This window comes from Chryseobacterium defluvii (assembly GCF_003634775.1).
Lineage (GTDB): Bacteria > Bacteroidota > Bacteroidia > Flavobacteriales > Weeksellaceae > Chryseobacterium > Chryseobacterium defluvii.
This window is the reverse complement of sequence record NZ_RBXB01000003.1, coordinates 715,430-738,163: the sequence shown is the minus strand read 5'-3', so window position 1 is coordinate 738,163 and position 22,734 is coordinate 715,430. Positions and strand designations below refer to the sequence as shown.

The 22,734-nt window shown below is 34.4% G+C and carries 22 protein-coding genes; 18 read left to right on the top strand and 4 right to left on the bottom strand.

Annotation, left to right across the window (positions count from 1 at the left end; all coding sequences use genetic code 11):
* The first annotated feature begins 115 nt into the window (after nt 1–115).
* Nucleotides 116–670 (top strand): peptide-methionine (S)-S-oxide reductase MsrA, encoded by a 555-nt coding sequence (gene msrA, locus BCF58_RS15280; RefSeq protein WP_121462920.1) that lies wholly within the window; start codon nt 116–118, stop codon nt 668–670.
* A 134-nt stretch (nt 671–804) separates the two neighbouring features.
* On the opposite strand, the gene BCF58_RS15275 is transcribed toward msrA, so the two are convergent.
* Nucleotides 805–2,565 carry a RagB/SusD family nutrient uptake outer membrane protein gene (locus tag BCF58_RS15275; protein ID WP_121462666.1) on the bottom strand — a complete coding sequence of 587 codons (1,761 nt, stop codon included), beginning with the start codon at nt 2,563–2,565 and terminating at the stop codon, nt 805–807.
* 13 nt (nt 2,566–2,578) lie between these two features.
* Nucleotides 2,579–5,623, bottom strand: a complete 3,045-nt coding sequence (locus BCF58_RS15270; RefSeq protein ID WP_121462665.1) for a SusC/RagA family TonB-linked outer membrane protein — start codon at nt 5,621–5,623, stop codon at nt 2,579–2,581.
* Nucleotides 5,624–5,954: 331 nt separating this feature from the next.
* Here BCF58_RS15270 and BCF58_RS15265 point away from each other — a divergent pair, with 331 nt between their 5' ends.
* Nucleotides 5,955–7,022: a phosphatidylinositol-specific phospholipase C1-like protein gene (locus tag BCF58_RS15265; protein WP_121462664.1), complete on the top strand. Its 1,068-nt coding sequence runs from the start codon at nt 5,955–5,957 to the stop codon at nt 7,020–7,022.
* A gap of 136 nt (nt 7,023–7,158) precedes the next feature.
* On the opposite strand, the gene BCF58_RS15260 is transcribed toward BCF58_RS15265, so the two are convergent.
* Both BCF58_RS15260 and BCF58_RS15255 read right to left on the bottom strand, forming a co-directional pair.
* Entirely contained in the window at nt 7,159–8,949 is a 1,791-nt protein-coding gene (locus tag BCF58_RS15260; protein WP_121462663.1) for a metallophosphoesterase family protein, read from the bottom strand.
* 73 nt (nt 8,950–9,022) lie between these two features.
* On the bottom strand, nt 9,023–9,841 hold the full coding sequence (locus BCF58_RS15255) for a hypothetical protein (protein WP_121462662.1): 819 nt from the start codon (nt 9,839–9,841) through the stop codon (nt 9,023–9,025).
* A gap of 377 nt (nt 9,842–10,218) precedes the next feature.
* Here BCF58_RS15255 and BCF58_RS17290 point away from each other — a divergent pair, with 377 nt between their 5' ends.
* From BCF58_RS17290 to BCF58_RS15175, 16 genes are all read left to right on the top strand, one after another.
* Nucleotides 10,219–10,434 (top strand): hypothetical protein, encoded by a 216-nt coding sequence (locus BCF58_RS17290; RefSeq protein WP_147462071.1) that lies wholly within the window; start codon nt 10,219–10,221, stop codon nt 10,432–10,434.
* Between the two features lie 65 nt (nt 10,435–10,499).
* A complete protein-coding gene (locus BCF58_RS15245; RefSeq protein WP_121462660.1) occupies nt 10,500–12,173 on the top strand; it encodes a tetratricopeptide repeat-containing sensor histidine kinase in 1,674 nt (557 codons plus the stop codon).
* 15 nt (nt 12,174–12,188) lie between these two features.
* Entirely contained in the window at nt 12,189–12,854 is a 666-nt protein-coding gene (locus BCF58_RS15240) for a response regulator (protein WP_121462659.1), read from the top strand.
* A 135-nt stretch (nt 12,855–12,989) separates the two neighbouring features.
* Nucleotides 12,990–13,439, top strand: coding sequence for a hypothetical protein (locus BCF58_RS15235; protein WP_121462658.1), 450 nt, complete (start codon nt 12,990–12,992; stop codon nt 13,437–13,439).
* A gap of 21 nt (nt 13,440–13,460) precedes the next feature.
* On the top strand, nt 13,461–15,164 hold the full coding sequence (locus BCF58_RS15230; protein WP_121462657.1) for a hypothetical protein: 1,704 nt from the start codon (nt 13,461–13,463) through the stop codon (nt 15,162–15,164).
* 11 nt (nt 15,165–15,175) lie between these two features.
* On the top strand, nt 15,176–15,349 hold the full coding sequence (locus BCF58_RS17490; protein WP_170149037.1) for a hypothetical protein: 174 nt from the start codon (nt 15,176–15,178) through the stop codon (nt 15,347–15,349).
* On the top strand, nt 15,346–15,870 hold the full coding sequence (locus BCF58_RS15225) for a hypothetical protein (RefSeq protein WP_121462656.1): 525 nt from the start codon (nt 15,346–15,348) through the stop codon (nt 15,868–15,870). The genes BCF58_RS17490 and BCF58_RS15225 overlap by 4 nt, the downstream gene beginning before the upstream one ends.
* A 2-nt stretch (nt 15,871–15,872) precedes the next feature.
* A complete protein-coding gene (locus tag BCF58_RS15220) occupies nt 15,873–17,423 on the top strand; it encodes an AAA family ATPase (RefSeq protein WP_121462655.1) in 1,551 nt (516 codons plus the stop codon).
* Between the two features lie 357 nt (nt 17,424–17,780).
* On the top strand, nt 17,781–18,110 hold the full coding sequence (locus BCF58_RS15210) for a YegP family protein (RefSeq protein WP_121462653.1): 330 nt from the start codon (nt 17,781–17,783) through the stop codon (nt 18,108–18,110).
* A 10-nt stretch (nt 18,111–18,120) separates the two neighbouring features.
* The gene (locus tag BCF58_RS15205; protein ID WP_121462919.1) at nt 18,121–19,191 is read left to right on the top strand and encodes a type I restriction endonuclease; all 1,071 of its coding nucleotides are present in this window, start codon (nt 18,121–18,123) and stop codon (nt 19,189–19,191) included.
* 2 nt (nt 19,192–19,193) lie between these two features.
* Nucleotides 19,194–19,712, top strand: a complete 519-nt coding sequence (locus BCF58_RS15200) for an SH3 domain-containing protein (RefSeq protein WP_121462652.1) — start codon at nt 19,194–19,196, stop codon at nt 19,710–19,712.
* 16 nt (nt 19,713–19,728) lie between these two features.
* On the top strand, nt 19,729–20,346 hold the full coding sequence (locus BCF58_RS15195) for a PH domain-containing protein (protein ID WP_121462651.1): 618 nt from the start codon (nt 19,729–19,731) through the stop codon (nt 20,344–20,346).
* Nucleotides 20,347–20,349: 3 nt separating this feature from the next.
* Nucleotides 20,350–20,565: a TM2 domain-containing protein gene (locus BCF58_RS15190; RefSeq protein WP_121462650.1), complete on the top strand. Its 216-nt coding sequence runs from the start codon at nt 20,350–20,352 to the stop codon at nt 20,563–20,565.
* A gap of 10 nt (nt 20,566–20,575) precedes the next feature.
* Complete coding sequence (locus BCF58_RS15185; protein ID WP_121462649.1) at nt 20,576–20,971, top strand: DUF6804 family protein; 396 nt, start codon at nt 20,576–20,578, stop codon at nt 20,969–20,971.
* An 8-nt stretch (nt 20,972–20,979) separates the two neighbouring features.
* A complete protein-coding gene (locus BCF58_RS15180) occupies nt 20,980–21,387 on the top strand; it encodes a tellurite resistance TerB family protein (RefSeq protein WP_121462648.1) in 408 nt (135 codons plus the stop codon).
* A 5-nt stretch (nt 21,388–21,392) separates the two neighbouring features.
* The gene (locus tag BCF58_RS15175) at nt 21,393–22,733 is read left to right on the top strand and encodes a coiled-coil domain-containing protein (protein ID WP_121462647.1); all 1,341 of its coding nucleotides are present in this window, start codon (nt 21,393–21,395) and stop codon (nt 22,731–22,733) included.
* Nucleotide 22,734: the final 1 nt, after the last annotated feature.

The window sequence follows — 22,734 nt, the reverse complement described above, 5'->3', positions numbered from 1 at the left end:
AAATGGAGAATCATTCGCTGATAAAAATGAAAAAGTTTTTCTTACTTTTGATTGGCTTTTTCATCATCTCATGTACGAGAAGGAGAAGAAAAACGATAAAAAAAATCAACTCAAAATGGATACAAATAATTTAGCGCAGATTACTTTCGGTGGCGGGTGTTTCTGGTGTGTGGAAAGCTGCTTTAATATGTTGAAGGGGGTAGAGTCTGCTATTTCAGGATATTCCGGAGGGCATAAAGACAACCCGACCTATGAAGAAGTATGTACAGGAGAAACGGGGCACGCAGAAGTAGTACAGATCACTTATGATCCGGCAATCATTTCTTATGAGCAGCTTATGGATGTATTTTTTTTCCTTCACGACCCTACTCAGCTAAACAGACAGGGGAACGACATCGGAACTCAGTACCGTTCGGTCATTTATTATAATGATGACGCTGAAAAAGCAAAAGCCGCGGAAGCGATTGAAGTGTCTAAACAATCTGGAAGATGGCAGGGAACTTATGTGACAGAACTTACGAAATTCGACAAGTTCTGGCCAGCTGAGCAATATCATCAAGGTTATTACAATGAAAACCCGACACAGCCGTATTGTAGCGCTGTGGTAGGTCCGAAAATCCAGAAATTCAAAAAGCATTTCGAAGAACTGGGTATGCTGAATGAGGAATAATCTGATAAAAAATGTACAATGTATTCAAACCTTGAAGGTTTGTTTAGATAAGTAGGTTTATAAGAGAAATAAAAAGCGAAGAGAAAAAATCCCTTCGCTTTTTATTTACGCAAAATATTATTGATATGAAGAAACTAATATCCTGGATTTTGTGAGAATTCTTTTGATGCATCAAGCGTTGCCTGAGGAATCGGGAAAATTCTCCTGTAAGGTTGGGAAGCAGGTTTCGCAGTTCCAGGAAGATCAAATTTTCCGAATCTGATCATTGCTTTTCTTCTGTACATTTCCCAATACAATTCATATCCGGATTCTTTATACAGAGTATTGGCGTCCAAAGAAGTAATTGCTACACCCGGAGCGTTGTTGAACAAAGCCTCTCGGGTTCTGCTTGTTCTCAATATATTTACATCAGCCAACGCAGCCGCTACATTTCCGCTTCTGAAATAAGCTTCTGCTCTCATCATATAAATTGTTCCCAATCTATACAAAGGAACATCCATTCCGCTAGTTCCGTTATTTCCATAACCCGGGTCAAATTCAAATTTGAAGTTTCTTACCCCTCTGTTAATCTGCGCTTGGGTAAATACCGATTCTGCAGGATTATCAAAATTCAGTTCAGGGGTGAAGTCTGCTGCAAGAGTTGTATTTTTCTCTGTGAATAATTTATATACTTTAATTCTTCCGTCGGCAGTTAAATCAAAATTACCATTGGCAAGAATTTTAGGCCCGTATTGCTGACCCACCTGTAATCCTCTATTGAAGTGAAACCAAGGTTTTCCTGTTCCCTCCACTTTACTTGTAGATGGTACACTTAGATCTGTTCCGTCATTTTTAAACCATGTTCCGTCATCATATTGATAATACCTGTGGAAACGAGGATCACTAAAATTTCCGTTCCATGAATAATAAAATTCAGGAGTGATGCAAGATGCATTTGTTCCTCTGTTGTCCGGAGACGGTTTCTGAATTCTTTCCATCGACATATAGGCTAAGTCATTATCCGCATTTCTATTGGAGTTCTTCTTCTGAACAACGGTAAAAATCATTTCCTTACTTGTATCATTATTAATATCAAAATTGTGGAAATAATTAGATTCTAAACTGAAAAGTCCTCCATTAATCAATAAGTTTGAATATTGAATCACTTTATCCATATCTGTTCCGCCACCATTTACCGCCTGTTCCGTGAAATTGAATGTACTTGCAGTTTTGTTCTTTAAAACCGCCCTGTTCAGATACATATCTGCCAATAAGGCATAAGCTGCTTGCTTTGTAAACCTTCCGGCATGTGTATTCTGGGTTTTAATATCGGCAAGATTAGGAATAAGTCCTTCCACTTCTGTAATTAAAGCATCAATGGTAGTTTCCGCTTTTTTTACTTCAATCGGGGCATTGATATTATTCGGATCTCTGTAAGGAGCCTGCCCAAACAAATCGATCGTTGTATAAGTATAATAAGCCAGTAATCCTTTTGCCTCCGCCAAAAATAAAGTTTTGTTGTTGATGCTGCTTTTATCGATACTTCCGATGGCCGTTAAAGATTTTGTAATTCCCAGATTCAATTGATTCCAGGTAGTTTTTACAACGTCACTATTGGCATCCCATGTGAATTCGTGCATGGCTCTCCATTTTCCACCATCTCCCCAATCGCTTCCTCTTGTCGGCAACATCGCTTCGTCAGTGGAGTACTCCTGTAGTGCGAAAACACTTCCATGATCTACAAAAGTTCCGTCACCAAGCTGTCCGTAAGCTGCAGCAAGGGCTGCTTCAGGATCTGCGTTTTCAGAGCCCAATACCTCGTCAATTACTTTTTCATCCAGATTTGTACAGCCAATTAAAGCCAAAGCAAAAAAGGGTAGAAAGATTTTAATACTATTTAAAAAATTAGATTTCATGATTTAATTTAAATTAAAATTTAACAGTTGCTCCCAAAATGAAAGTTTTTGCAGACGGATAGGTCGTATAATCAATTCCCAGAGACTGGTTTCCTCCTACCTGTTTGTTGGTATCTACAAGGGGGTCATAACCGGAATAGCTGGTAATTGTAAATAAATTCTGAGCACTCACATAAAGATTGATACTTCTCAAAAATTTCAGCTGATTGATATCGAAAGTATATCCTAACCTTACATTATTCAACCGGATAAAGTCTGATTTTTCAAGATAAAGAGTAGATAATTGAGGCTGGTTAGTGAAGCTCGCTCCTGATTCATAAAAGTTCTTCAAAACATTTCTGTCTGATGCTAAGTTGTTGATATTTAAATCTAAAGCTGTATTATTTACCAAATAACCTCCTGTTTGTCCAATGAATGAAAATGCAAAATCAAATTTTTTGTATTTCATATAAGAATTGATCCCAAAAGTGAAGTTAGGAATCGCTCCTTCGAAAATTTTCCTGTCTTTCGGCCCGATCTTCCCGTCTCCGTCTACATCTTCGTAAATATATTTTCCATTGGCGTCAATGCCCAAATAATTTAACATAAAGAAAGATCCCGCTTCATATCCGTTTCTGTAAATATTCGCTGTAACTCCTGAAAGTCCTGGCCCTGAAACCTCTCCCGAATAAATCTCTGAAACCGGAAGATCTTTCACCACATTATTTACTGTCGCTCCATTTACGTCAAGATTCCACGTGAAATTTTCATTTTTTATAATTTCTGAACCTAATGAGAATTCAAATCCTTTATTTACGATTTGCGCATCAACATTTTTCCAGATTGTACTTGTTGGGCTTAGTGCGCCTGAAGGAATATTTAGAATAGGATCTTTTGTCGTTTTGTTGTAATATTCCAATGAACCATACAATTTATTTTTCCATAAGCTGAAATCCGCACCGATATTCGTTTGCTCTACAACTTCCCATTTCAGATCCGGATTGGCTGTTCTGTTTACCGTAACCCCATTGATCAGATTTAAATTATCATATAAATAATATCCTGACCCCTGTGATAACGAGTAACTTGCCTGTGTAATTTTGTTCGGAACCTCCTGATTTCCTGTTTGTCCCCAGCTTCCTCTTAATTTTAATTCATTAATAATATTTGAATCTTTTAAGAAATTTTCATTTGAAATCGTCCAGCCGACAGCTACAGAAGGGAAATATCCGTATTTGTTATTCACACCGAACCGCGTAGAACCATCGGCTCTTAATGACGCTGTTAATAGATATTTTTTATCAAAATTATAATTTACCCTCCCGAAATAGGACTGCAATTCGTTTTCCTGAGCATAACCCGCCCCCGGAATGAATGCTTCACCTGAATACCCAGGATTGATTTCCGGTGGAACTCCAGTTCCTTGTCCAACGAAGTTTCTCACTCCGAAATAAGTTCCTGAAAACTTGAATTTCTGATACGAGAAGCCTGCCAGTAAATTGAATCCGTGCTTATTTACATTAAAATCATAAGTTAAATAATGTTCCAACAATACATTTAGAGATTCAAGGTTTGCCTGTGTGTAGGCTCCTTTCGGAGTTCTGTCGGTAATGTTCGGATACATCGTTGTGTTTCTCTCCGACATTGTTTTATCAATCCCTAAATTGAATTTATAATTCAGTCCCGGTAAGATTCTCAGTGTGGCTTCGGTATTTCCCAACACTCTGAATGTATTGGTTTTATCATTATAAACACTCAATAAATATAATGGATTGTAGTGAGCATTCATATTAAAGTTCGTATACATACCGTTTTCATCATATACGGAACGTGTAGGATTCGCCATTAAGGCATGGATAATCACCTGCCCGTCAGATCCGGCGTTGGCTCCATTTGGAATTCCGGTTTCCTTGATGTCACTTGCCGTAAGATTTAGTTTAATCTTTAATCTTTTGTTATCGAAGAAAGATTCTTCTGCATTCAGGCGGGCTGTTGTTCTTCTGAAATTGCTGTTCAGCACGATACCATCCTGATCCATATGAGCAATTGATGCAAAATAATTTCCAGTTTCCGTAGATTTTGAGAATGAAACCGAGTGATTTGATGAAACCGCATTTCTGTAAATTTCATCCTGCCAATCGGTATTTCCGCCGTGATCATAAGATTTGTCAATTCCTGCAGCCCTGTATTCATCTGCAGTTAATAAATCTAATTTTTTAATCACAGAGGAAAAACCTAAATACGTATCATACGTAAACACCGGCTCTCCCCTTTTCCCTCTTTTTGTCGTTACCAAAACTACCCCATTGGAACCTCTCGCTCCATAGATTGCAGCTGCAGAAGCATCCTTTAAAACAGTGATAGATTCAATATCACTTGTATTTAAAAAATTTAATGGATTTTTTGCCTGAGCATTTCCCAAGCCAATGTTCGGACCTGTTGCACTTACCGCATCATTGCTTAAAGGGACACCATCGACAACAAACAATGGAGTACTTCCGCTTCTGATCGAACCAATTCCCCTGATCGAAACATTCACACCAGCTCCCGGTTCACCGCTCGACTGAACGATACGGACCCCTGCGATTTTCCCCTGCATTAGGTTATCAACAGAGATATTCATTCCTTCTTTGAAATTTTCAGTTTTCAACTGACTTACAGCCCCCGTTAAATCAGATTTTTTCTGAGAACCATACCCAACCAAAGTTACTTCTTCGATGGAAGTTGTTTCTTTTTTAGACGTAAGACTAACAGAAACTGATGTGCCTGAAATTTTCACCATCTGTTCTGTATATCCGTCATAAGAAACAGATAAGGTTTGTCCGATATTTGCCGAAATACTGAAATTCCCCGCCGCATCCGAAGTAGCGGTTTCACCCGTTTCTACAACCGTGATTTTTGCGCCTTCTATCGGTTTGCCTTCCTGATCCTGAACAACACCCGTGATCGTTTCATTCACCTGTGAAAATACAGGATGGCTCATTGTAAGACCTTCAGCATTAACCTGGTTTGCCACCAAAAATATTAATGCTATAGGAACTAGCTTTTTAAACTTAAAAAAATTAATTTTGTGGTACATATCATTAAGTAAAGTAATTGCAAGACGTTACATTGCTTAATAAAAAGCCGCTGTTGTTCCCGCAACAGTGGTTTTCATTTTAAGCCATCGTTAGTTTTTATTTCGGCATACAAAGTAAAAGGATCTACCACAAAATCGTTTTAACAGAGTATTATCTTAAAGTCAATAAAATATAAATATCCCAAAATGAGAAAATATCAACATATTAAATATCAATCATTTAAAAAATAGCATTTTTAAGATATTACGCAATCTTAAAAAACACTTAACATAATATATAACCAGCCTGAAAAGATGAGTGCTTAATTTCGTCGTTACAAAAATTGATGCAATGAAAAAAGCAGTTGTACTAGGTTTATTTTTATCTTCATTAAACCTTTTCTGGTCGCAATCACAAAATTTAAACAATTTAAAGATCAATGAAATTCAGGTGATCGGTTCGCACAATTCTTATAAAAAGGCAATTCTTCCTGAAGTTTACAGTTATTTATCCAAAAAAGATTCGATGAATTTTCTTCCGAGGATCCAATACGAACACATCCCGATACCACAACAACTAGATCTGGGATTAAGAAACCTTGAAATTGATGTTTATGCAGACAGTAAAGGCGGAAAATATGCCCATCCTAAAATTCTGGATCTGGTAAAAACATCCCAGCCTTTCGATCCTGAAGGAAAAATGAAAGAACCGGGCTATAAAATGATCCATATTACGGATATTGATTATCAGACCTGGTACTACACATTGGAAGATTGCCTGAAAGACCTGAAAAAATGGTCTGCTGCCCATCCCGATCACGATCCTATTTTTATTACCCTTGAACCGAAAGACGGAAAAGCCAACCGATTCGGGACAGAGCCTGAACATTATACCTCAAAACTTTTTGATGATCTCGATAATGAGTTAAAAAATTATTTAGGCAAAAATAAAATCATCACTCCGGATGATATTCGCGGTTCTTACAAAACATTGAATGAAGCCGTTTTAAACAAAAACTGGCCAAAAGTGAAAGATGCCAAAGGAAAATTCCTGTTTGTACTCGATAACAATAGTGAAAACAGAGACTTGTATATGAAAGATCATCCATCTTTAAAAGGAAGAATGATTTTTACAAATTCAATGCCGGGAACGCCTGAGTCTGCGGTATTATTTATGAATGATCCAAGTCCGAAAATTGCCGAATTGGTGAAACTGGGCTACATTATCAGAACCAGAGCCGATGCGGATACGATGGAAGCAAGAAAAGAAGATTATTCAAGATTTGAAAAAGCAATGGAAAGTGGGGCACAGGTTATTACAACAGATTATTACCTGCCGAGCAAACTTTTTAAATCAAACTATAAAATTAGTTTTGATAACAATACATATGAGAGAAAGAATCCTGTGAACGGAAAATAGAACATTTTTTACAATTAGATTTATATGAGAAGGCTGTCAGAATTTGATGGTCTTTTCTACTTTTTTAAGCATTAATATCACAAATCTTTTTCACTAGTAAACACAAATATCTGTGAGATCTGTGGGAAAATAAAAATCACAACCGTTTAATCTCCTGTTTTTTCAGATCTATTTCAAAATGATCCGTCGGATCACCGTTTGAAAGTAAAGAAAGAATTTTAAAAACAGATTTTAATTGTAAAACAAATGGATCTTGTGATTTACTTTTCTGAAACAATTCTTCTAATATATGATATTGCCGTAATCTTTCTTTCGGGATATCTTTTTTTGCCAGTTCATCGGCGGACTGAAACTTGTATAAATCCAGTAAAGCGTCTCTAAAAAACCATTTCTGGAAAGCTTTAGAATCAATTTTACTTTCCTTTATTTGATCTTTATTTTGAACTAATAACAACAAATCCTCACCATTCAATTTCTCTGCTTTTTCAATGAAATCTCTCGGCCAATCATCCGGTATCATCCTCAATCTAACCAATTCTTTAAGGTGAAACAGCATAAAATCATGATACGTTTCCGAATGCAAAATATCTTTACTCCAAAGGATTTTATTTCCATTTTTTTTCAAAGCATCATATTCTTTTTCGTAAAGTGGAAATAATTCATCAAAATTCGGAACATCATTTAAAACTTCTGTTTGGATCTCCATTTTTTCAGATGAATGAATTGTTAGTATTTTATATGCCGGAAGGTAAGCAGCCAACGAAGGAACCTGAATATTCACCAGCATTTTGTCTCTGAAATTTCTGATTCCCGTGTCATTAATGTGCATATGTCCAGCAAAATGAATCTGTAATCCGGCTTCAATAAAGGCTTTTGCCACGTCTTCTTCAGGAACTCTTTCCAGTTGCCATTTTTTTTCGCCCAATACATTTTCAATTTCTTTTGTGGCGCCATCATTGAAATCGATCATTGGATAGTGGGTAAAGGCTATGACTGTTTTTCCATTCAATTTTGCTTCCTGTGTGATTTTTTTCACCCAATTCATCAAATGTTTTTTGTTGGTAAGAACGTTATTGTAACCGATACTTGCTCCTTTATAATTGGAAGAATTATCTGGGTTTTCATTTACATTTTTCGGAATGTAGGTATTCCCATCGATGGCAATCATCCAGATTCCTTTTACGGGTTCGACGACATAACTTAAATCCGGAACAGAAAAACCTTTTGACACTTCATATATTCTTTTGGAATATTCAGCATTTTGCAGGGCTTTTTCGTAAGAGTAATTTTTAACAGCCTGAAAATTGAAAGGTGTACTCCAAAATAAATTCTCTTTTTTAGGATAAAAACCAAAATCCTTTAATTCATCCAAAATTTCTAAATACCCGGATTCTGCAATGTCTTTTGTTATAATCTGATTCTTGATTTTTCCAATATTTTCTTTACTATAAATTCCCAATGGGTTCCCATCCTTTCCTAGGAAATCATCCTTTCCCGCATCCTGCCGGAACGGACCAACCGGATCATGATTTCCTGTTGTGATGTAAAAATTGATCTCATATCTTTTATGATATTTTTCTAAAATTTTGTGTAATCCACGAATATTATATGCTTGTCCGTCATCCGAAAAATCGCCGGGCATGGCTACAATTTTAATTCCTTTTCCTGCAATATCATCCAAGGCTTTTAGGAAAGCAAAATAGTTTTCATTAAAAATTCTGGTCGAGTGCAGTTGAGAATCCATTGTTCTCAGAATGGTTGGCTTTCCTGTTTTTGGATTGATGATTCCTCTAAAATCATGATCCGAAAAGCTTCCGTACAAATCCTGAAAATGCACATCCGACAGAAAAGCAATCTGCACCGGCTTTTGCTGAGCCCAACACAAAGAAAACGCAAACAGTAAAAATGAAAATATTCCTTTATTCATCTTAAAAAGAACGAAATTAAAGGAATATTAGATGAATCGTTTTAATTGAATTTTAAATTATTGTGAAGGACGTTTATTCTTCGATCTGTAGGGAGTCTGCGCTTGGTCCTGCATAATTATTCAGAATTGTTTCCGAAACATCTTTTAATGCTTTGCCATTTTCGGGATGTATCCCGGGACTCGTAAAGAACTCTACATTATTATTGCTCTTATCATACCAAACTTTTCCCAATGCATTATCTACCGTCAAAGTATCGGCTCTTGTAATACGTTGAAGATATTTAAAATCATATTCTTTCATTGGAATAACTTCTTTTTGAGGTCCAAGATCACTACTGTCTGTTGCAATATATCTTTCTCCATTCCAATACATATAGCCTTTTTCTAAGTCAGATTTCCCAGTTGATAAAAAACTTAGACCACTCAGACCTTGACCATCCACTTTTTTCCCATTTGAAAAAACAACCCCTCCTGTAACAAGTAATAAAACAAAAACCATTTCCATAATACCCAGTCCATTTTTCTTTAAAAAATCAGGCATTGTAAAAATTGGCTTATTAGTAATGTTTATAACAATTTTAGATAAAGTTTGGCTAACTGCATATTCTATAGTTTTCCAATCAAGACAAAAATCTCTAAAACTATCATATTCTAAATATCTACTGAGATCATCTAAAATTATTGTTTTTATGTTATAATCTTCATCCCTTTCTACTATAGTTTTATAATATGTTTCAAAAGATTTATAACTCAAAACTATATTGTAATCATCCTTTAATGATCTTTCAAGATGGTTTGCAATTCCATTAAATGATTTTTCAGGAGTGTCGTTTGATGCTTTCTGAAAGACCTCCTCTAACAATTTTCTTTTTTGTGGTAAAAATTTAGACATATTCAACGGTTATTAGTGCGAAAATTATGAAGTTTTACATCAATAGCATTACGGTTTTCCGTAACATCTCACCGAAAAACTTTCCAAAAACTTTCCAAAAACTTTCTAACCCCTGCCTGCTTTTCCGTTGCATCTTTGCCATAGAAATCAGTGAGAAACAAAACATTACAAAAACAAATTTACAAAACTGATTTCAAAAATCGCCAGATAAAACGGAAGAAAACTCCGGGTTGGGAAGCAGATGTTTCTCTTCCGTTTTTGATGGTTCACTTCCCAAAAAATTTAAGAAGCGCTTCGAAATTTTTAAACGTGTAGCACTATCTGCGATCGGTTTCGCAGGGAAGAATACGAATGCTTTAACATTAAATTTTTTGAAAATGATACATTTTATTTTAATGCTACTAGGTTTAGCATTCGGAAATCATAATACAGACACATCATGTAATAGCAGCAATCAAAATCAAGTAACGGTACAAAGCGATACCGGAGACGAAGGGTCTGGTGGTGAAGAAGGGTCTGGCGGAGAAGAAGGGGGAACAGGAGGTAACACAGGGCAAACACCTCCTCCAGCACCTAATCCTACACAACCTTAATAAAAAAAGAGGGCAGATTTTATCAATCTGTCCTTTTTTATTACTTTGCATGAAAAACTAATTTTATGAAATACTCATTATTAATTATCATGCTGATAATTTTATTCTCCTGTAAAAAGGAAAAAAAAGAATTATCCACACAAATTTTGACCACAAATTCATATTTCAAAAAAGCTAAAGAATATCAAAAAAGTAAAATTTCCGATTCTGCTTTTTACTATTTCAATTTAGCAAAGAATGTTTTTTTAACAGAAAAAGATTCATTAGGTGTTGCAAGAGCTTTAGTAAATATGGCCATAATTCAATCTGATAAAGGAGATTATTATGGTGGAATTGAAACATCATTGGAAGCAAATACATTCCTTAAAAAAGATAAAGACAGTTTTGTTAGAAGCTTGCTCGCATCTAATTATAATAATATGGGGATAAATTCAAAAAATCTCAAAAACTTTGATAGTGCAATCTCATATTATAATAAAGCATTAAAATATGCAAACATTGAAGAAAATAGAACCATATATTTTAATAATATGGGTGATGCACTTATACTTCAAAAAAAATTAGACTCAGCAAAAAAATATCTCAAATATGCTCTCGCTTCAAAAGACAGCATTAATTATGCAAGAGCATTAAATAACCTTGCAAAAGCAAAATTTTTGGAAGATGAAAATTATAATCCATTGCCTGAATTATTGAAGGCATTGAAAATAAGAGAGCAGCAAAGTAATGGCATGGGTATGAATTCCAGCTATGCTACATTAGCTGATTATTTTTTTAATAAAAATAAAATCGCTTCATTAAAGTATTCAAAAATGATGTTAGACAAAGCTCTTCAAAATAAAAGTCCGGATGATCAACTAGAAGCACTGCAAAAAATTATTCCTCTTGATCCTAAGCATTATTTAGAAAATTTTATAAAATTTAATTCTATAAATGATAGTCTTCAAACTGCAAGAAATAAAGCAAAAAACCAATTTGCTGTTATAAGATATGATGTAGAACAAAAAAACGCGGAAAATCAAATCCTAAAACGTCAAGATGCAGAAAATGAAATAAAAATAGTACAGCGAAATTTTGGATTAGTTGCTTTATCACTTATACTAATCACAGGTTTCTTCTGGTATAAAAAAAGAAAAAAAGGTCTCGAACATGAAAAAGAGCTTGAAGTAAAAAACACCCAGCTCAAAATGTCCAAAAAAGTTCATGATGTGGTTGCCAATGGAATTTATCAGGTGATGACGAAGATTGAAAATCAGGAACATTTTGATAAAGACAAAGCATTGGACGAACTGGAATTTGTGTATGAGAAATCAAGAGACATTTCCTACGAAAAACAGGAAATTAAAAACGAAGAGAAAGATTTTAATGAAAAAATTTCAGAATTAATTGGCTCGTTCAACAACGAAAATTTGAATACCTATCTTGCAGGAAACGATGAAAATATCTGGAAAGACTTAAAAGAATCTTCACAGGAAGAGGTTTATCAAATCGTTCGCGAATTGCTCGTGAACATGAAAAAACACAGCAAAGCAGACCGCGTAGTTTTTCGATTTGAAAGGGAAAATAACCTCATCAAAATATTTTATACAGACAACGGAATCGGGATTTCCGGAGACATAATTTACAAGAATGGCCTTTTCTCTACGGTTTCCCGTATAGAAACTATCAAAGGAGAAATTATTTTTGACACCAAAATCGAAAAGGGACTGAAAATCTATATTTCATTTCCTGTTTCCTAAAAAAACTAAAAAAGAATGTTCAAAAAAATTTTAATCGCCGAAGACCACGAAAGCATCAATCTTTCTGTACAGAAAACTTTAGAGGATCTCAACATTCCGAATGTTGATTACGTTTATTATTGTGATGATGCACTGGCAAAAATTCAGAAATCTGTCCGGGAGAATGAGCCTTATGATCTTTTGATCACCGATTTGTATTATGATGAAGATCATCGCGAACAAAACATTAAAGACGGACGCGAACTGATTGAGAAAATAAAAGAAATTCAGCCTTCTTTGAAAGTCATTGTTTTTTCTGCAGAGCATAAGTCGGGAATCATCAATTCTCTTTTCAAAGATTATCACATCAACGGCTACGTTCGAAAAGCCAGAAACGATTCTAAGGAGTTGAAAAAATCCATCGCTTCTGTTTATATTGATGAAAATTATTTATCCTTTGATTTAAAACAGGATGTGAAAAAGCTTAACAGTTATGAGTTTACCGCTTATGATATTACATTGGTTTCACTTCTTTCTAAGGGAATTTTACAGAAAAATATTCCCACTCATCTTCAGGAAAAGGATATTAAACCTTTTAGTTTGAGCAGTGTTGAGAAAAAATTAAATAGTTTAAAAGAAGATCTTGAAGTCACGAGCAACGAGCAATTGGTTGCTTTTTGTAAGGATATCGGGATTATTTAAAAATACATTTCTCTGATTTATTTAAAACCCTTTCAATTTTTTTTGAGAGGTTTTTTTGGTTTTACGGATTCCCGTAAGGTAGTTTTTATATGTCCTAATACTTTTGTCTATGTAACAACCTGAAAAACTTAGACTATGGCGAGAATACTTTTTCAAAATCAATCTCTGAATTCCTCATCAGAAAACAAACAAACTTCCTCAAAAATATTTAGCGACAGAGATATTCTTAAAAAACGTTCGCAACAATACATGAATCTTATTAAAGGAATTGATACAGGGCTTTTAACAGAGACAAGAGGGAGGAATGAGTTAATGGAAAAAATTCAGGAAGAATTTGGAACTGCCGAACTGGCAAATCTTCCTTTAGGAATTCTAGCAAAATGCTTCTTGGGACATCCTCATGAGGTGCATACACTGGATCTCAGCATCAATCAAATCATCAAGCATTATAAAGTTGGAGAACCACTTCCCGATCATTTTGAAAAAGCGAGAACAATCGCCAAGCATAATGCTTATGCATTTGTAGAAGTATTCAAAGACAAACTTATTCTCATAAGAGAAGATGGAACAGCAACAAAACTTTAACCCACTGAAAACATTTATAATATGTCACAAAAAGTAATCTCATACGCAGACCTTTCTTTCATTAATAGCGCATTGAGAGCAATAAAAGCAGATATGCACGAAGTGAATATCGAGATAGGAAGCATTAACACAAAGCACGATCATCTTAAAAATGATTTATTAAGCTTAATGAATTCCTTCAACGATTTTGTTGAATCTGATATTAAACATAAATCTCTACAACTAGCAGAAACTCGACAGGGAAATCTCAAACAGGATCTTCAAATCAAATTCGGATATTATGCGGAGGTTAGAAGAATGGCAACCGGAATTCTACAAGGTGTAGACACCGGAATTGTAGGTGACGATACGTTGCGTTACACAACAGAAGAAGTCATGATAAAAGCTCCGAATTATTGGTTGGCTCCGGCGTTGGTCGTACTTGCCTCCTGGATTCGGGATGATAAAAATACTTCTGAAAAAGCTTTAAACGAAAGTTTGAAGAGGGATGATTACAAAACAACCCTTTTTTTTATGCTCATCATGAGAAGATTGGGTAGAAATGACGCTTGTCTACAATGGATGAACAGATATTTTCTTCACCAGAATCCTCATAATCTGGCCAGAGAATTTATTGTCATTTTGGAAGCAATTACCACGGGTGTTTTCCAGCCGGCTTCTCATCAATTAATGATTACGAATGTTAAAAGTTGGATTGATCAGTTGACGCAAACCGATAATTATATTGATAAACAAAAAGATCAATGGACTAATTTCTTTAAAACAAAAGGATCTCATTCATCCAGCCAATATCCTCTTCTTGAAGAATTTGCTACCAATTGGAATGATTTAAAAGCGTCGGTTAAACAGGCAAGATCTCATGAAGCATTGGATAAACATTTCAAAAAGATTTTAGAAACTACAACCGATTATTCTAAAGCAACGAAAATTCAGCTTGATGAAATCTTATCGCTGCTCGTGACCAATTTTGATGATGAAGAACTTCCATTGCAAAATGAGGTAAGACTCAATCAATTAATTATTCAAAAAGAAGGAGATAAAAAAGCAGCACAAGCTTTAATGAATAATGAAAAACACATTTTTGATGAAAAAGTAGACTTCTTGCAAATGCTAACAAATGCGGCATTCGATCCCGAATTATCAGGAGCAACAAAAGTTACCCAAGCACTTGCCGTTTCTATCAGTCAGCCTTGGATTGTTGAAGCTCACGATACTTTCACAGCAGATTATAGAAATAATGTTGAAGAAAATGTAGAATTGACTATTGATGGTTTTAAAACCTCAACCACAGACGGAACCGACGAAACAGAACAGTTGCAAAAGCATGATAAATATTGGGCTGAATTTCTTGAAAATGAATTGAAAAAACTTGGTTCACCAACAGTTTTAATTTTTGTGGGAGCTATAATTTCTCTTTTAAGTTTAGCCATTTTTAAATTTGGAGTAATTGGTATTATTGGAGGTTTAATTGGCGGATTAATCATTTTTAATTCAATTAATAATCACAGAAAAGCCAAGAAAAAAACGATAGAGAACGTTACCGAGAGAAAAACAAAATCCAAAGAAGTTTTACGCGGTTGCATTGCCGAAACTGTTGATTATAGAAAAGAATTTGCATTGGAAGATGCAAAAGCTGAAGTTTTGAGACAAACATTACAATCAATAACTCCTGAAGATTTTTCCAGCACATCGAGAGATACAAGAAATATTTTACAAACCTCTTAACAGCACAATTTATGAAAGACATTAAAAATAATTCTGAAGAAAATAAAAATCAGAAATCAGCTCAACAAACAAGACCTAATCTTTTTCAAGGACGCACAGAAGGAAAAAAAGGTAATGCTAAATTCTCAGAATGGGATATCGTTCCGCCCAATCAGATTATTAATCCTAGAATAAGACGATTATGAAAAAACCAATCACTTATGCCGATTGGATTGAAATTTTTGAACGGTTTGGAAACGGAGACGACACCGTTTTGGAAGAAATGGATTCCGGAAATTTTGATTTAGATGCAGGAACAGCACAACGCTTTTACATAAAAGCAGAAGAAGCTTATAAAACACGAAAAAAATTATGGCTGGAAAAATTCCAAAGATATTTTGAAAACCAAAATATAAAATCCGTAGATGATTTTGGGATGCTCCTTTTAACAGGTAAAAAAAATCTAATTCCACTTTCAATATTTTCAGATTCCAAGGGCTTCCCGGAAGATTTGAAAATAGTTTTCAGAAAAGATTTAGAAGAATTTGTAGCGGAAATTAAAAAATCTTTAAAGGACAGTTTACCCAATACAAGCAAGGATAAAGAAAAAATAATTCTCACCATCAATTCTTTCAGGCTTCCTGAAAATATTGTAGAAAAGTTGGATCAAAATAATAACGAAGAAGAAGAAAGAAACTTATCAACAAGAAGAAAAATAATCTTTTAACCATGTCAAATAAAATTGAATTCAAGAATTCTCTGTTGCGAATGTTCCGTGCAAGAATTCCCTTTATTTCGATAAGAAGTATTGAGAGAGCAAGAGTTTTGGAAATCATACAGGAATTGGCTGAAGAAATCAACATTCCAATGTACGTTCACAGTCTTTCTCACGGAATAATAGATATTAAAACAAGAAAAACAGTAAATGATGACCGTTCCGTTGTTGGCGGAATCGATTTTGCCGTTCAAAATATCTCGCAAAGACAAAACCTTACTTTTATTTTTACAGAAGTAAGTGATATCGAAGACGATAATATTGTTTCAAGACATATTTACGATTGTGTGGTTCAGGCTATCGAACGTGGTGGAAGCATTTGTATCATTTCTACAAAAAGTGTTTGGTCACAACTTCAAAGATTGGGTATGACTTTGACTTTAGATCCTCCAAATGAAGATGAAATGTTATCGATTGTTAAAGATTGTGTTCTTCCCTATCAAAATTCTTTTCCTATTGAATGGGATGAAAAAGATTTTAAAATGGCTGCAACCATTCTTGCCAATATGACAAAAATTGAAGCCGAAAATGTTTTGGCAACTCAAATGGCAAAAGGCTCTTTAACTAAAGAAGACATCAAACTTCTTACGCAGGAAAAAGACAAATTATTCAGCGATATTTCCGGACTGGAAAAAGTAAAGGTCGATTCTAATATGCTTTCCGTAGGTGGTTTAAATGGTCTTCAGCAATGGCTTGAAAGTCAAAGACAACTCCTTACAGCAGATTTAAAAGCAAGAAAACTTCGTCCACCAAGAGGAGTTTTGTTAGTTGGTGTTCCTGGGTGTGGAAAATCTTTATCTGCAAAATTCATAGCTACAACCTGGAGTCTACCTTTATACAGATTAGATTTTGCATCTATTCAAGGAATGTATGTTGGACAATCGGAAAATAGATTGAAAGAAGCCTTTGAGTCCGCAGATAATGCATCACCTTGTATTTTATGGATTGATGAAATTGAAAAAGGTCTCGCTGCCAACGCGAATGATTCTTCAGGAGTTACAACCAGAATGATTGGTCAGTTTTTATTTTGGCTTCAGGAAAGCACTGAAAAAGTTTTCGTTGTTGCCACAGCAAATGATGTCACAAAACTTCCTCCGGAATTACTACGTAAAGGTAGATTTGATGAATTATTTTTTGTCGATTTACCAGAAGAACGAGAAAGAGAAGATATTATTAATCTTTACATAAAAAAAGGACTTCTTCCTCCTCCATCTATAGAAACTTTTGAAAAATTGGTTGCTTTATCTTCCGGATTTGCAGGCTCAGACCTTGAAGGAGCAGTAAGAGATGTTGCGATTCAGGCTGTCATTAACGGAGATGGAGCTGTAAATGATGAATTATATGAAACATGTTTCCGAAATATTGTTCCTTTAAGCAAAACAAGCCCCGAAAGAATAGAAGCCATAAGAAACTGGGGTAAAGAAAGAGCTCTTCCCGCTTCGGGATTTTCATGGAACTCTTCTCCCAATGATAATGTAATTGCGAAACGTACTATTATTATTTAAGCTCTATTTTAAAATCTTTACATAAATAAACCTTTCGATTTTTTTGAGAGGTTTTTTTGGTTTTACGGATTCCCGTAAGGCAAGGTTATTTAATGCTCATATTTTTGAAGTGTTAAATCAATTAAAACTTTTGTTATGAAAAAATATTATGTAAACAAAAAGGCACAAAGCAATGGAGATCATGAAGTACACCATGAAAATTGTAAATATTTACCTACTAATGAAAACAGAAAATACTTAGGTCAGTTTTCTTCATGCAAAGATGCGGTGAAGGAAGCTAAAAAGGACTATTCTCAGTCGAATGGGTGCAAAACATGTTCAAACGAGTGCCACACTAGCTAAATAAAAATAGTAATTATGGGAAAATTTGTTATTACTCAAAGAATCAATAAAGAGTATCAGTTTAATTTAAAAAAAGGAAACGACATTATTTTAATGAGTGAAGGTTATGTTCAAAAAGCGTCTTGTCATAAAGGAATAGAATCGGTGAGAATCAACTCTCAGGATGATTCCCGATACGACAGAAGAGTCGCGGTAAATGAAAAACATTATTTTGTCTTAAAAGCAAGAAACGGGGAAATTGTTGGGAAAAGCCAATATTACATAATAAAATCCTCAATGGAAAAAGCTATTTCTACAATAAAATCGATTGCTCCAACAGCAGAAATCTTCGATGAAACTCTATAATAATCAAAAAATGGATCTTAAAATAAAGCTTGAGCAGCTACATCAAAAAGTGGTTGGCTTAAAAGAACAAATCGGTACAGAAGAAGCAACCAAAAATGCTTTTGTAATGCCTTTCATCCAAATTTTAGGCTATGATATTTTCAATCCGACAGAGGTTGTTCCCGAACATATTTGTGACATCGGAACCAAAAAAGGGGAAAAGGTAGATTATGTAATCAGGAATAATGATGAACCGATTTTCATCATAGAATGCAAACACTGGAAAGAAAGTGCTGATGCCCATAATTCTCAGCTTCACAGATATTATCATGTTTCCAAAACGAGATTCGGGGTTCTTACCAACGGAATTGTTTATAATTTCTACACCGATCTTGAGAAACCGAATATTATGGATGAAAAACCTTTTTTTACCATTAATATTGAAGATTTGAAAGACAGTTCAATTAAAATTCTTGAGAGTTTCACAAAAAAAGATTACAATCTTGAAAGTATTTTGGATTCTGCAGAAGCATTAAAATACATCAAAGCCATCCGAAAAGAATTTGAAAAGGAAATCGAAAATCCTTCTGATGAATTGGTGAAGCTTTTAGTAAACCGTTTTTTTGAAAAGCCTTTAACGGCCAATAGAATGGTTTCTTTTAAAGAATACACCAAAAAAGCATTGGCAACCTCCATCAACGAATCAATTAGTTTCAGGTTAAAATCTGCATTGAGCATTAATGAACAGATCGAAAAAGGGGAAGATGACATAAAGAATCCACAGCCTATCGACGAAAACAACGATTCCAAAATTGTCACCACAGAAGAGGAACTGGAGGGCTTTCAGATTGTAAAAGCCATTTTGAGAGAAAAGATTCCTTCATCCAGAATTGCCTACAGAGATACACTTTCATACTTTGGGGTTTTATTGGATGACAACAACAGAAAGCCACTTTGCAGACTACATTTTAATACCTCAAACAAATACCTGGAAACCTTTCACAACGGAAAGGAATCCGGAGAAAAAGTTCTTCTGAATAATCTTGATGAGATTTATAATTTCAGGAGCCAGCTTCATCAAACTTTGGAAAATTATAATTAACCATGAGAAAACTAATACCATTCATCATAATCACACTCAGTTTATTTTTTTTAAACTCCTGTTTTAAAGCCAATGACAATGTGGGACACGAAGGAAGATGTACTGGTTCTGCATATTGTACAGCTTGTTCAAACTGCTCTCGGTGTGGGCATTGTAGCGGAGGTGGAACCTGCGGAGTTTGTAATGGAGGCTCGTCTGGTCGGTCTACGAAAAAAAGTAAGCCTAAGAAATCAAAAGCTTCGGAAACTGATAATTTTAAATCCGGAAACTCCCCAAAAAGCAAATCAGATAAAGCTCCTTCTGTTTTCATCAATGAAGTGAATGTCAATACCAATACCAGATACATTGCAGGAACTGCCACAACTAATATTTATGCAAAACCTTCCTTAAAATCTAAAATAATAGCTACTGTACCAAAAAACACAAAACTGATTCAACTATCAAAACAAGGTTCATGGTATAAAGTACAGATTAAAAAAGGAGGAAAAACAGGCTATGTCTATTCCAGCAATAAAAAATAACTAAAAACAAAATACTATGAATTTAAAGAAATTTTTAAACGAAGAACAAGACCCAAAAGCAGTAGAAAAGCTCTTGGGGAGAATCAACAGTCTTCTCACTTCACAGGAATTCGTGGAATATATTGCTGTTCAGAAAAAGCCTGTTCTCAATTTATCTCCGGATTGTATTGCTCTTACCAACAGAAGAATTATTTTCTGCCGGCCTAAAAACTTCGGCTTATCCATGGATTTTCAGGATTACAGTTGGATAGATGTTGCAGATTGCCATATTAAAGAAGGAATAATCGGTTCCACATTTATGATGAGAACTGTAAGAAATTTCACTAACATGATGGATTATCTTCCGAAAGCTCAGGCTAGAAAACTATATCAATATGCCCAAGAGATTGAAGAACAAATGAGAGGAGTGAGAAGAGAAAAAGATCTGGAATCCAGAAAAGCTTCTGCAGGAGGTGTAACGGTAAATAATACCACTCCTATCATTGCACAACCTCAGCTGCCTTCACAACCTTTGCTTATAGAAAATGAAGATCCGTTTGCTCTTTTACAAAAGCTAAAAGGTTTCACGGAAAATGGAATCATATCTCCTGAAGAGTTTGAAGAAAAAAAGAACGAAATATTATCAAGAGTATAAATTATGAAATCAAAATTTACAACTTCAATGTTTGCTCTTTTCTTAGGAGGATTAGGCATTCACAGGTTTTATTTAGGACAAAACAAATTGGGTGTTTTTTATCTTTTGTTTTGCTGGACATTCATTCCTGCACTGATCTCTGTTTATGATTTTTTTGTTTTCACATTTATGTCTGAAGATAACTTTAATTATAAATACAATCTCCAATCAGGATTTTAAATCTAAAAAAATGAAACCATTCCTCACCTTCTGTGCGATATGTTGTTTCGTTGGTATTTTCAGACTTCCTATTGAATATTATACTTTTCTAAGAGTTTTGGTTTCCGTTGGAGCACTCATTGTTATATACAATTTTTTAAGCTATAAAGAATATAACTGGAGTATAATATTCATCATAATACTTATCATTTTTAATCCTGTTTTTCCCATTTATTTATATCGAAAAAGCTTATGGATCCCTATTGATACCATAACAGGAATTATATTTCTCTTAATAGCTTTTGCCGAAAAAAAGGAAGAAAAAAAAGAAAATGAAAATTCCGAAGAAACTTCAGAGCAAACAAGACAATTAAGATCACCTTCACGAGATGTGATTATTAACCCCAAAAAACCAAAAGAAGACTAAAAACAACCATGGAAAGCATTCAAATTACAGAAACCTTAAAAGCTCACTTTTTAAGGCTTTATCAAATGGCAATTTGTGATGACGATTTCAGCGCATTAGAACTGAAAATGATGTATAACTGTGCCAAAGAAAGAGGAATTTCCTCGAAAAATTTAGACGAGATTCTTTTAAATCCAATCAATATTAAATCTCTTGTCCCCAAAACCATTGAAGAAAAAATAGATTATCTGTATGATCTCACGGTGATGATCTGGGCAGACGGTGTAGTTTCTCCAAATGAATATTCTGCAATGGAAAAATATGTAGTAATGTTTGGTTTTTTGGAAGAAAATGTGAAAGCCATTGTCGATTACCTCATTGAGGCCGTAAAAATCGGCAAAGACAAAAATGAAATATTATATGAATTAAAAAACTAAACACTATGGATACCACCAGTATAAAAAACTTATTTAAGTTAAAATCAATTCCGATTGAAACGCCGAAAGAGGAAAATCCAAAAACGGAATCTGATGCCAATACAGAATCTGCTGAAGAAAGCAGAAAAAGAACCTATCATGAAGCCGGATACAGAGATAGTTCGAGGACTAACGGAAACCATTCAACCTTATCCATCTGTCTTGATGCCGTTTATTCAAAGTTTCAGAATGAAGAAAAAGAAATGACTGAAAAACAGCAGAAACTTAAAGAATCTTATGTTAATGAACAAAAAAACAGAGAAACAGAGATCAAAGCTTTAACCGTTTCGTTGGAAACCAAAGAAGAACAATTAAAAAACAAAAATACAGAGATTGAAGATCATCAAAATACCATCGAAACTTTAAAATCCGAAATTCTTGATTTACCCAGAAACCCGGAAAAATACAATGTAAATGCCACAAAAGGAGCTTCTACAAAATTCTGGATTGGCACAATTCTTCTTATTCCGATAAGTTTATATTTGCTGACTTTTTATATTTCGACTTCTTATTCTGCATTTTTTAAAAATTTTAATGCAAAAAGTACCATTATACAAAGCGTTTTAGATGCACAAGCCTGGAGCAAAGCTTGGAATGAAGGTCTTATTGAAGGAGCATTTGTGACTTTAATACCATTTGTCTTTCTGGGGTTGGGATTTTTGATTCATATGTTTAATGAGAATAAAATAAGAGCCAATTATATTAAACTTGGACTTTTATTTGTTGTTACTTTTATTTTTGACTCTATTTTAGCGTATGAAATTGAATCGAAGTTATATGAGTTAAATAAAACTTTCGATTCGCCACCATTTGATCTTAAAATTGCATTTACCAAGATTCAGTTTTGGGGAATTATTTTCGCGGGGTTCATTGTATACATTATTTGGGGATTGGTTTTCGACTTTGTCATGAAAGAACATCGTGAAAAAGATAAAATTAAAAATGAGCAGGAAATCAGGCAGAAAAATGTACTTTTTCTTTTAGAAAAGATTAATGCTCTTAAGAAAGAAATTGAAGAAATTCTTGGAAACATCGGGAATACGAAAGAACTTATCATTAAAACCCGAGGCAGAATCGAAGAGCTTCAGAACATTATTGATGGTGTCATCATCCCAACAAAAGATTATAAATTATATGCATCGGAATATGTTCAGGGTTGGGTAACGTTTATCGGAGAAAAAATTGCAGTTTCTAAAAGCGAAAAACAAACCATGATTGACAGCTGCATTGAAACATACAACACCAATCTTGAAACTGTTGGAGCTAATACTGATAATCAGAATCTTGTTTATTTATCATCTTTATAAA

What these genes read in the sequence shown, in the direction of transcription:
- BCF58_RS15245 (WP_121462660.1), top strand. Translation starts at nt 10,500, where the DNA reads ATGAAATACTCATTATTAATTATCATGCTGATAATTTTATTCTCCTGT.
- BCF58_RS15205 (WP_121462919.1), top strand. Translation starts at nt 18,121, where the DNA reads ATGGATCTTAAAATAAAGCTTGAGCAGCTACATCAAAAAGTGGTTGGC.
- msrA (WP_121462920.1), top strand. Translation starts at nt 116, where the DNA reads ATGGATACAAATAATTTAGCGCAGATTACTTTCGGTGGCGGGTGTTTC.
- BCF58_RS15210 (WP_121462653.1), top strand. Translation starts at nt 17,781, where the DNA reads ATGGGAAAATTTGTTATTACTCAAAGAATCAATAAAGAGTATCAGTTT.
- BCF58_RS15190 (WP_121462650.1), top strand. Translation starts at nt 20,350, where the DNA reads ATGAAATCAAAATTTACAACTTCAATGTTTGCTCTTTTCTTAGGAGGA.
- BCF58_RS15175 (WP_121462647.1), top strand. Translation starts at nt 21,393, where the DNA reads ATGGATACCACCAGTATAAAAAACTTATTTAAGTTAAAATCAATTCCG.
- BCF58_RS15260 (WP_121462663.1), bottom strand. Translation starts at nt 8,949, where the DNA reads ATGAATAAAGGAATATTTTCATTTTTACTGTTTGCGTTTTCTTTGTGT.
- BCF58_RS15270 (WP_121462665.1), bottom strand. Translation starts at nt 5,623, where the DNA reads ATGTACCACAAAATTAATTTTTTTAAGTTTAAAAAGCTAGTTCCTATA.
- BCF58_RS17290 (WP_147462071.1), top strand. Translation starts at nt 10,219, where the DNA reads ATGATACATTTTATTTTAATGCTACTAGGTTTAGCATTCGGAAATCAT.
- BCF58_RS15220 (WP_121462655.1), top strand. Translation starts at nt 15,873, where the DNA reads ATGTCAAATAAAATTGAATTCAAGAATTCTCTGTTGCGAATGTTCCGT.
- BCF58_RS15185 (WP_121462649.1), top strand. Translation starts at nt 20,576, where the DNA reads ATGAAACCATTCCTCACCTTCTGTGCGATATGTTGTTTCGTTGGTATT.
- BCF58_RS15240 (WP_121462659.1), top strand. Translation starts at nt 12,189, where the DNA reads ATGTTCAAAAAAATTTTAATCGCCGAAGACCACGAAAGCATCAATCTT.
- BCF58_RS15230 (WP_121462657.1), top strand. Translation starts at nt 13,461, where the DNA reads ATGTCACAAAAAGTAATCTCATACGCAGACCTTTCTTTCATTAATAGC.
- BCF58_RS17490 (WP_170149037.1), top strand. Translation starts at nt 15,176, where the DNA reads ATGAAAGACATTAAAAATAATTCTGAAGAAAATAAAAATCAGAAATCA.
- BCF58_RS15275 (WP_121462666.1), bottom strand. Translation starts at nt 2,565, where the DNA reads ATGAAATCTAATTTTTTAAATAGTATTAAAATCTTTCTACCCTTTTTT.
- BCF58_RS15235 (WP_121462658.1), top strand. Translation starts at nt 12,990, where the DNA reads ATGGCGAGAATACTTTTTCAAAATCAATCTCTGAATTCCTCATCAGAA.
- BCF58_RS15265 (WP_121462664.1), top strand. Translation starts at nt 5,955, where the DNA reads ATGAAAAAAGCAGTTGTACTAGGTTTATTTTTATCTTCATTAAACCTT.
- BCF58_RS15225 (WP_121462656.1), top strand. Translation starts at nt 15,346, where the DNA reads ATGAAAAAACCAATCACTTATGCCGATTGGATTGAAATTTTTGAACGG.
- BCF58_RS15200 (WP_121462652.1), top strand. Translation starts at nt 19,194, where the DNA reads ATGAGAAAACTAATACCATTCATCATAATCACACTCAGTTTATTTTTT.
- BCF58_RS15255 (WP_121462662.1), bottom strand. Translation starts at nt 9,841, where the DNA reads ATGTCTAAATTTTTACCACAAAAAAGAAAATTGTTAGAGGAGGTCTTT.
- BCF58_RS15180 (WP_121462648.1), top strand. Translation starts at nt 20,980, where the DNA reads ATGGAAAGCATTCAAATTACAGAAACCTTAAAAGCTCACTTTTTAAGG.
- BCF58_RS15195 (WP_121462651.1), top strand. Translation starts at nt 19,729, where the DNA reads ATGAATTTAAAGAAATTTTTAAACGAAGAACAAGACCCAAAAGCAGTA.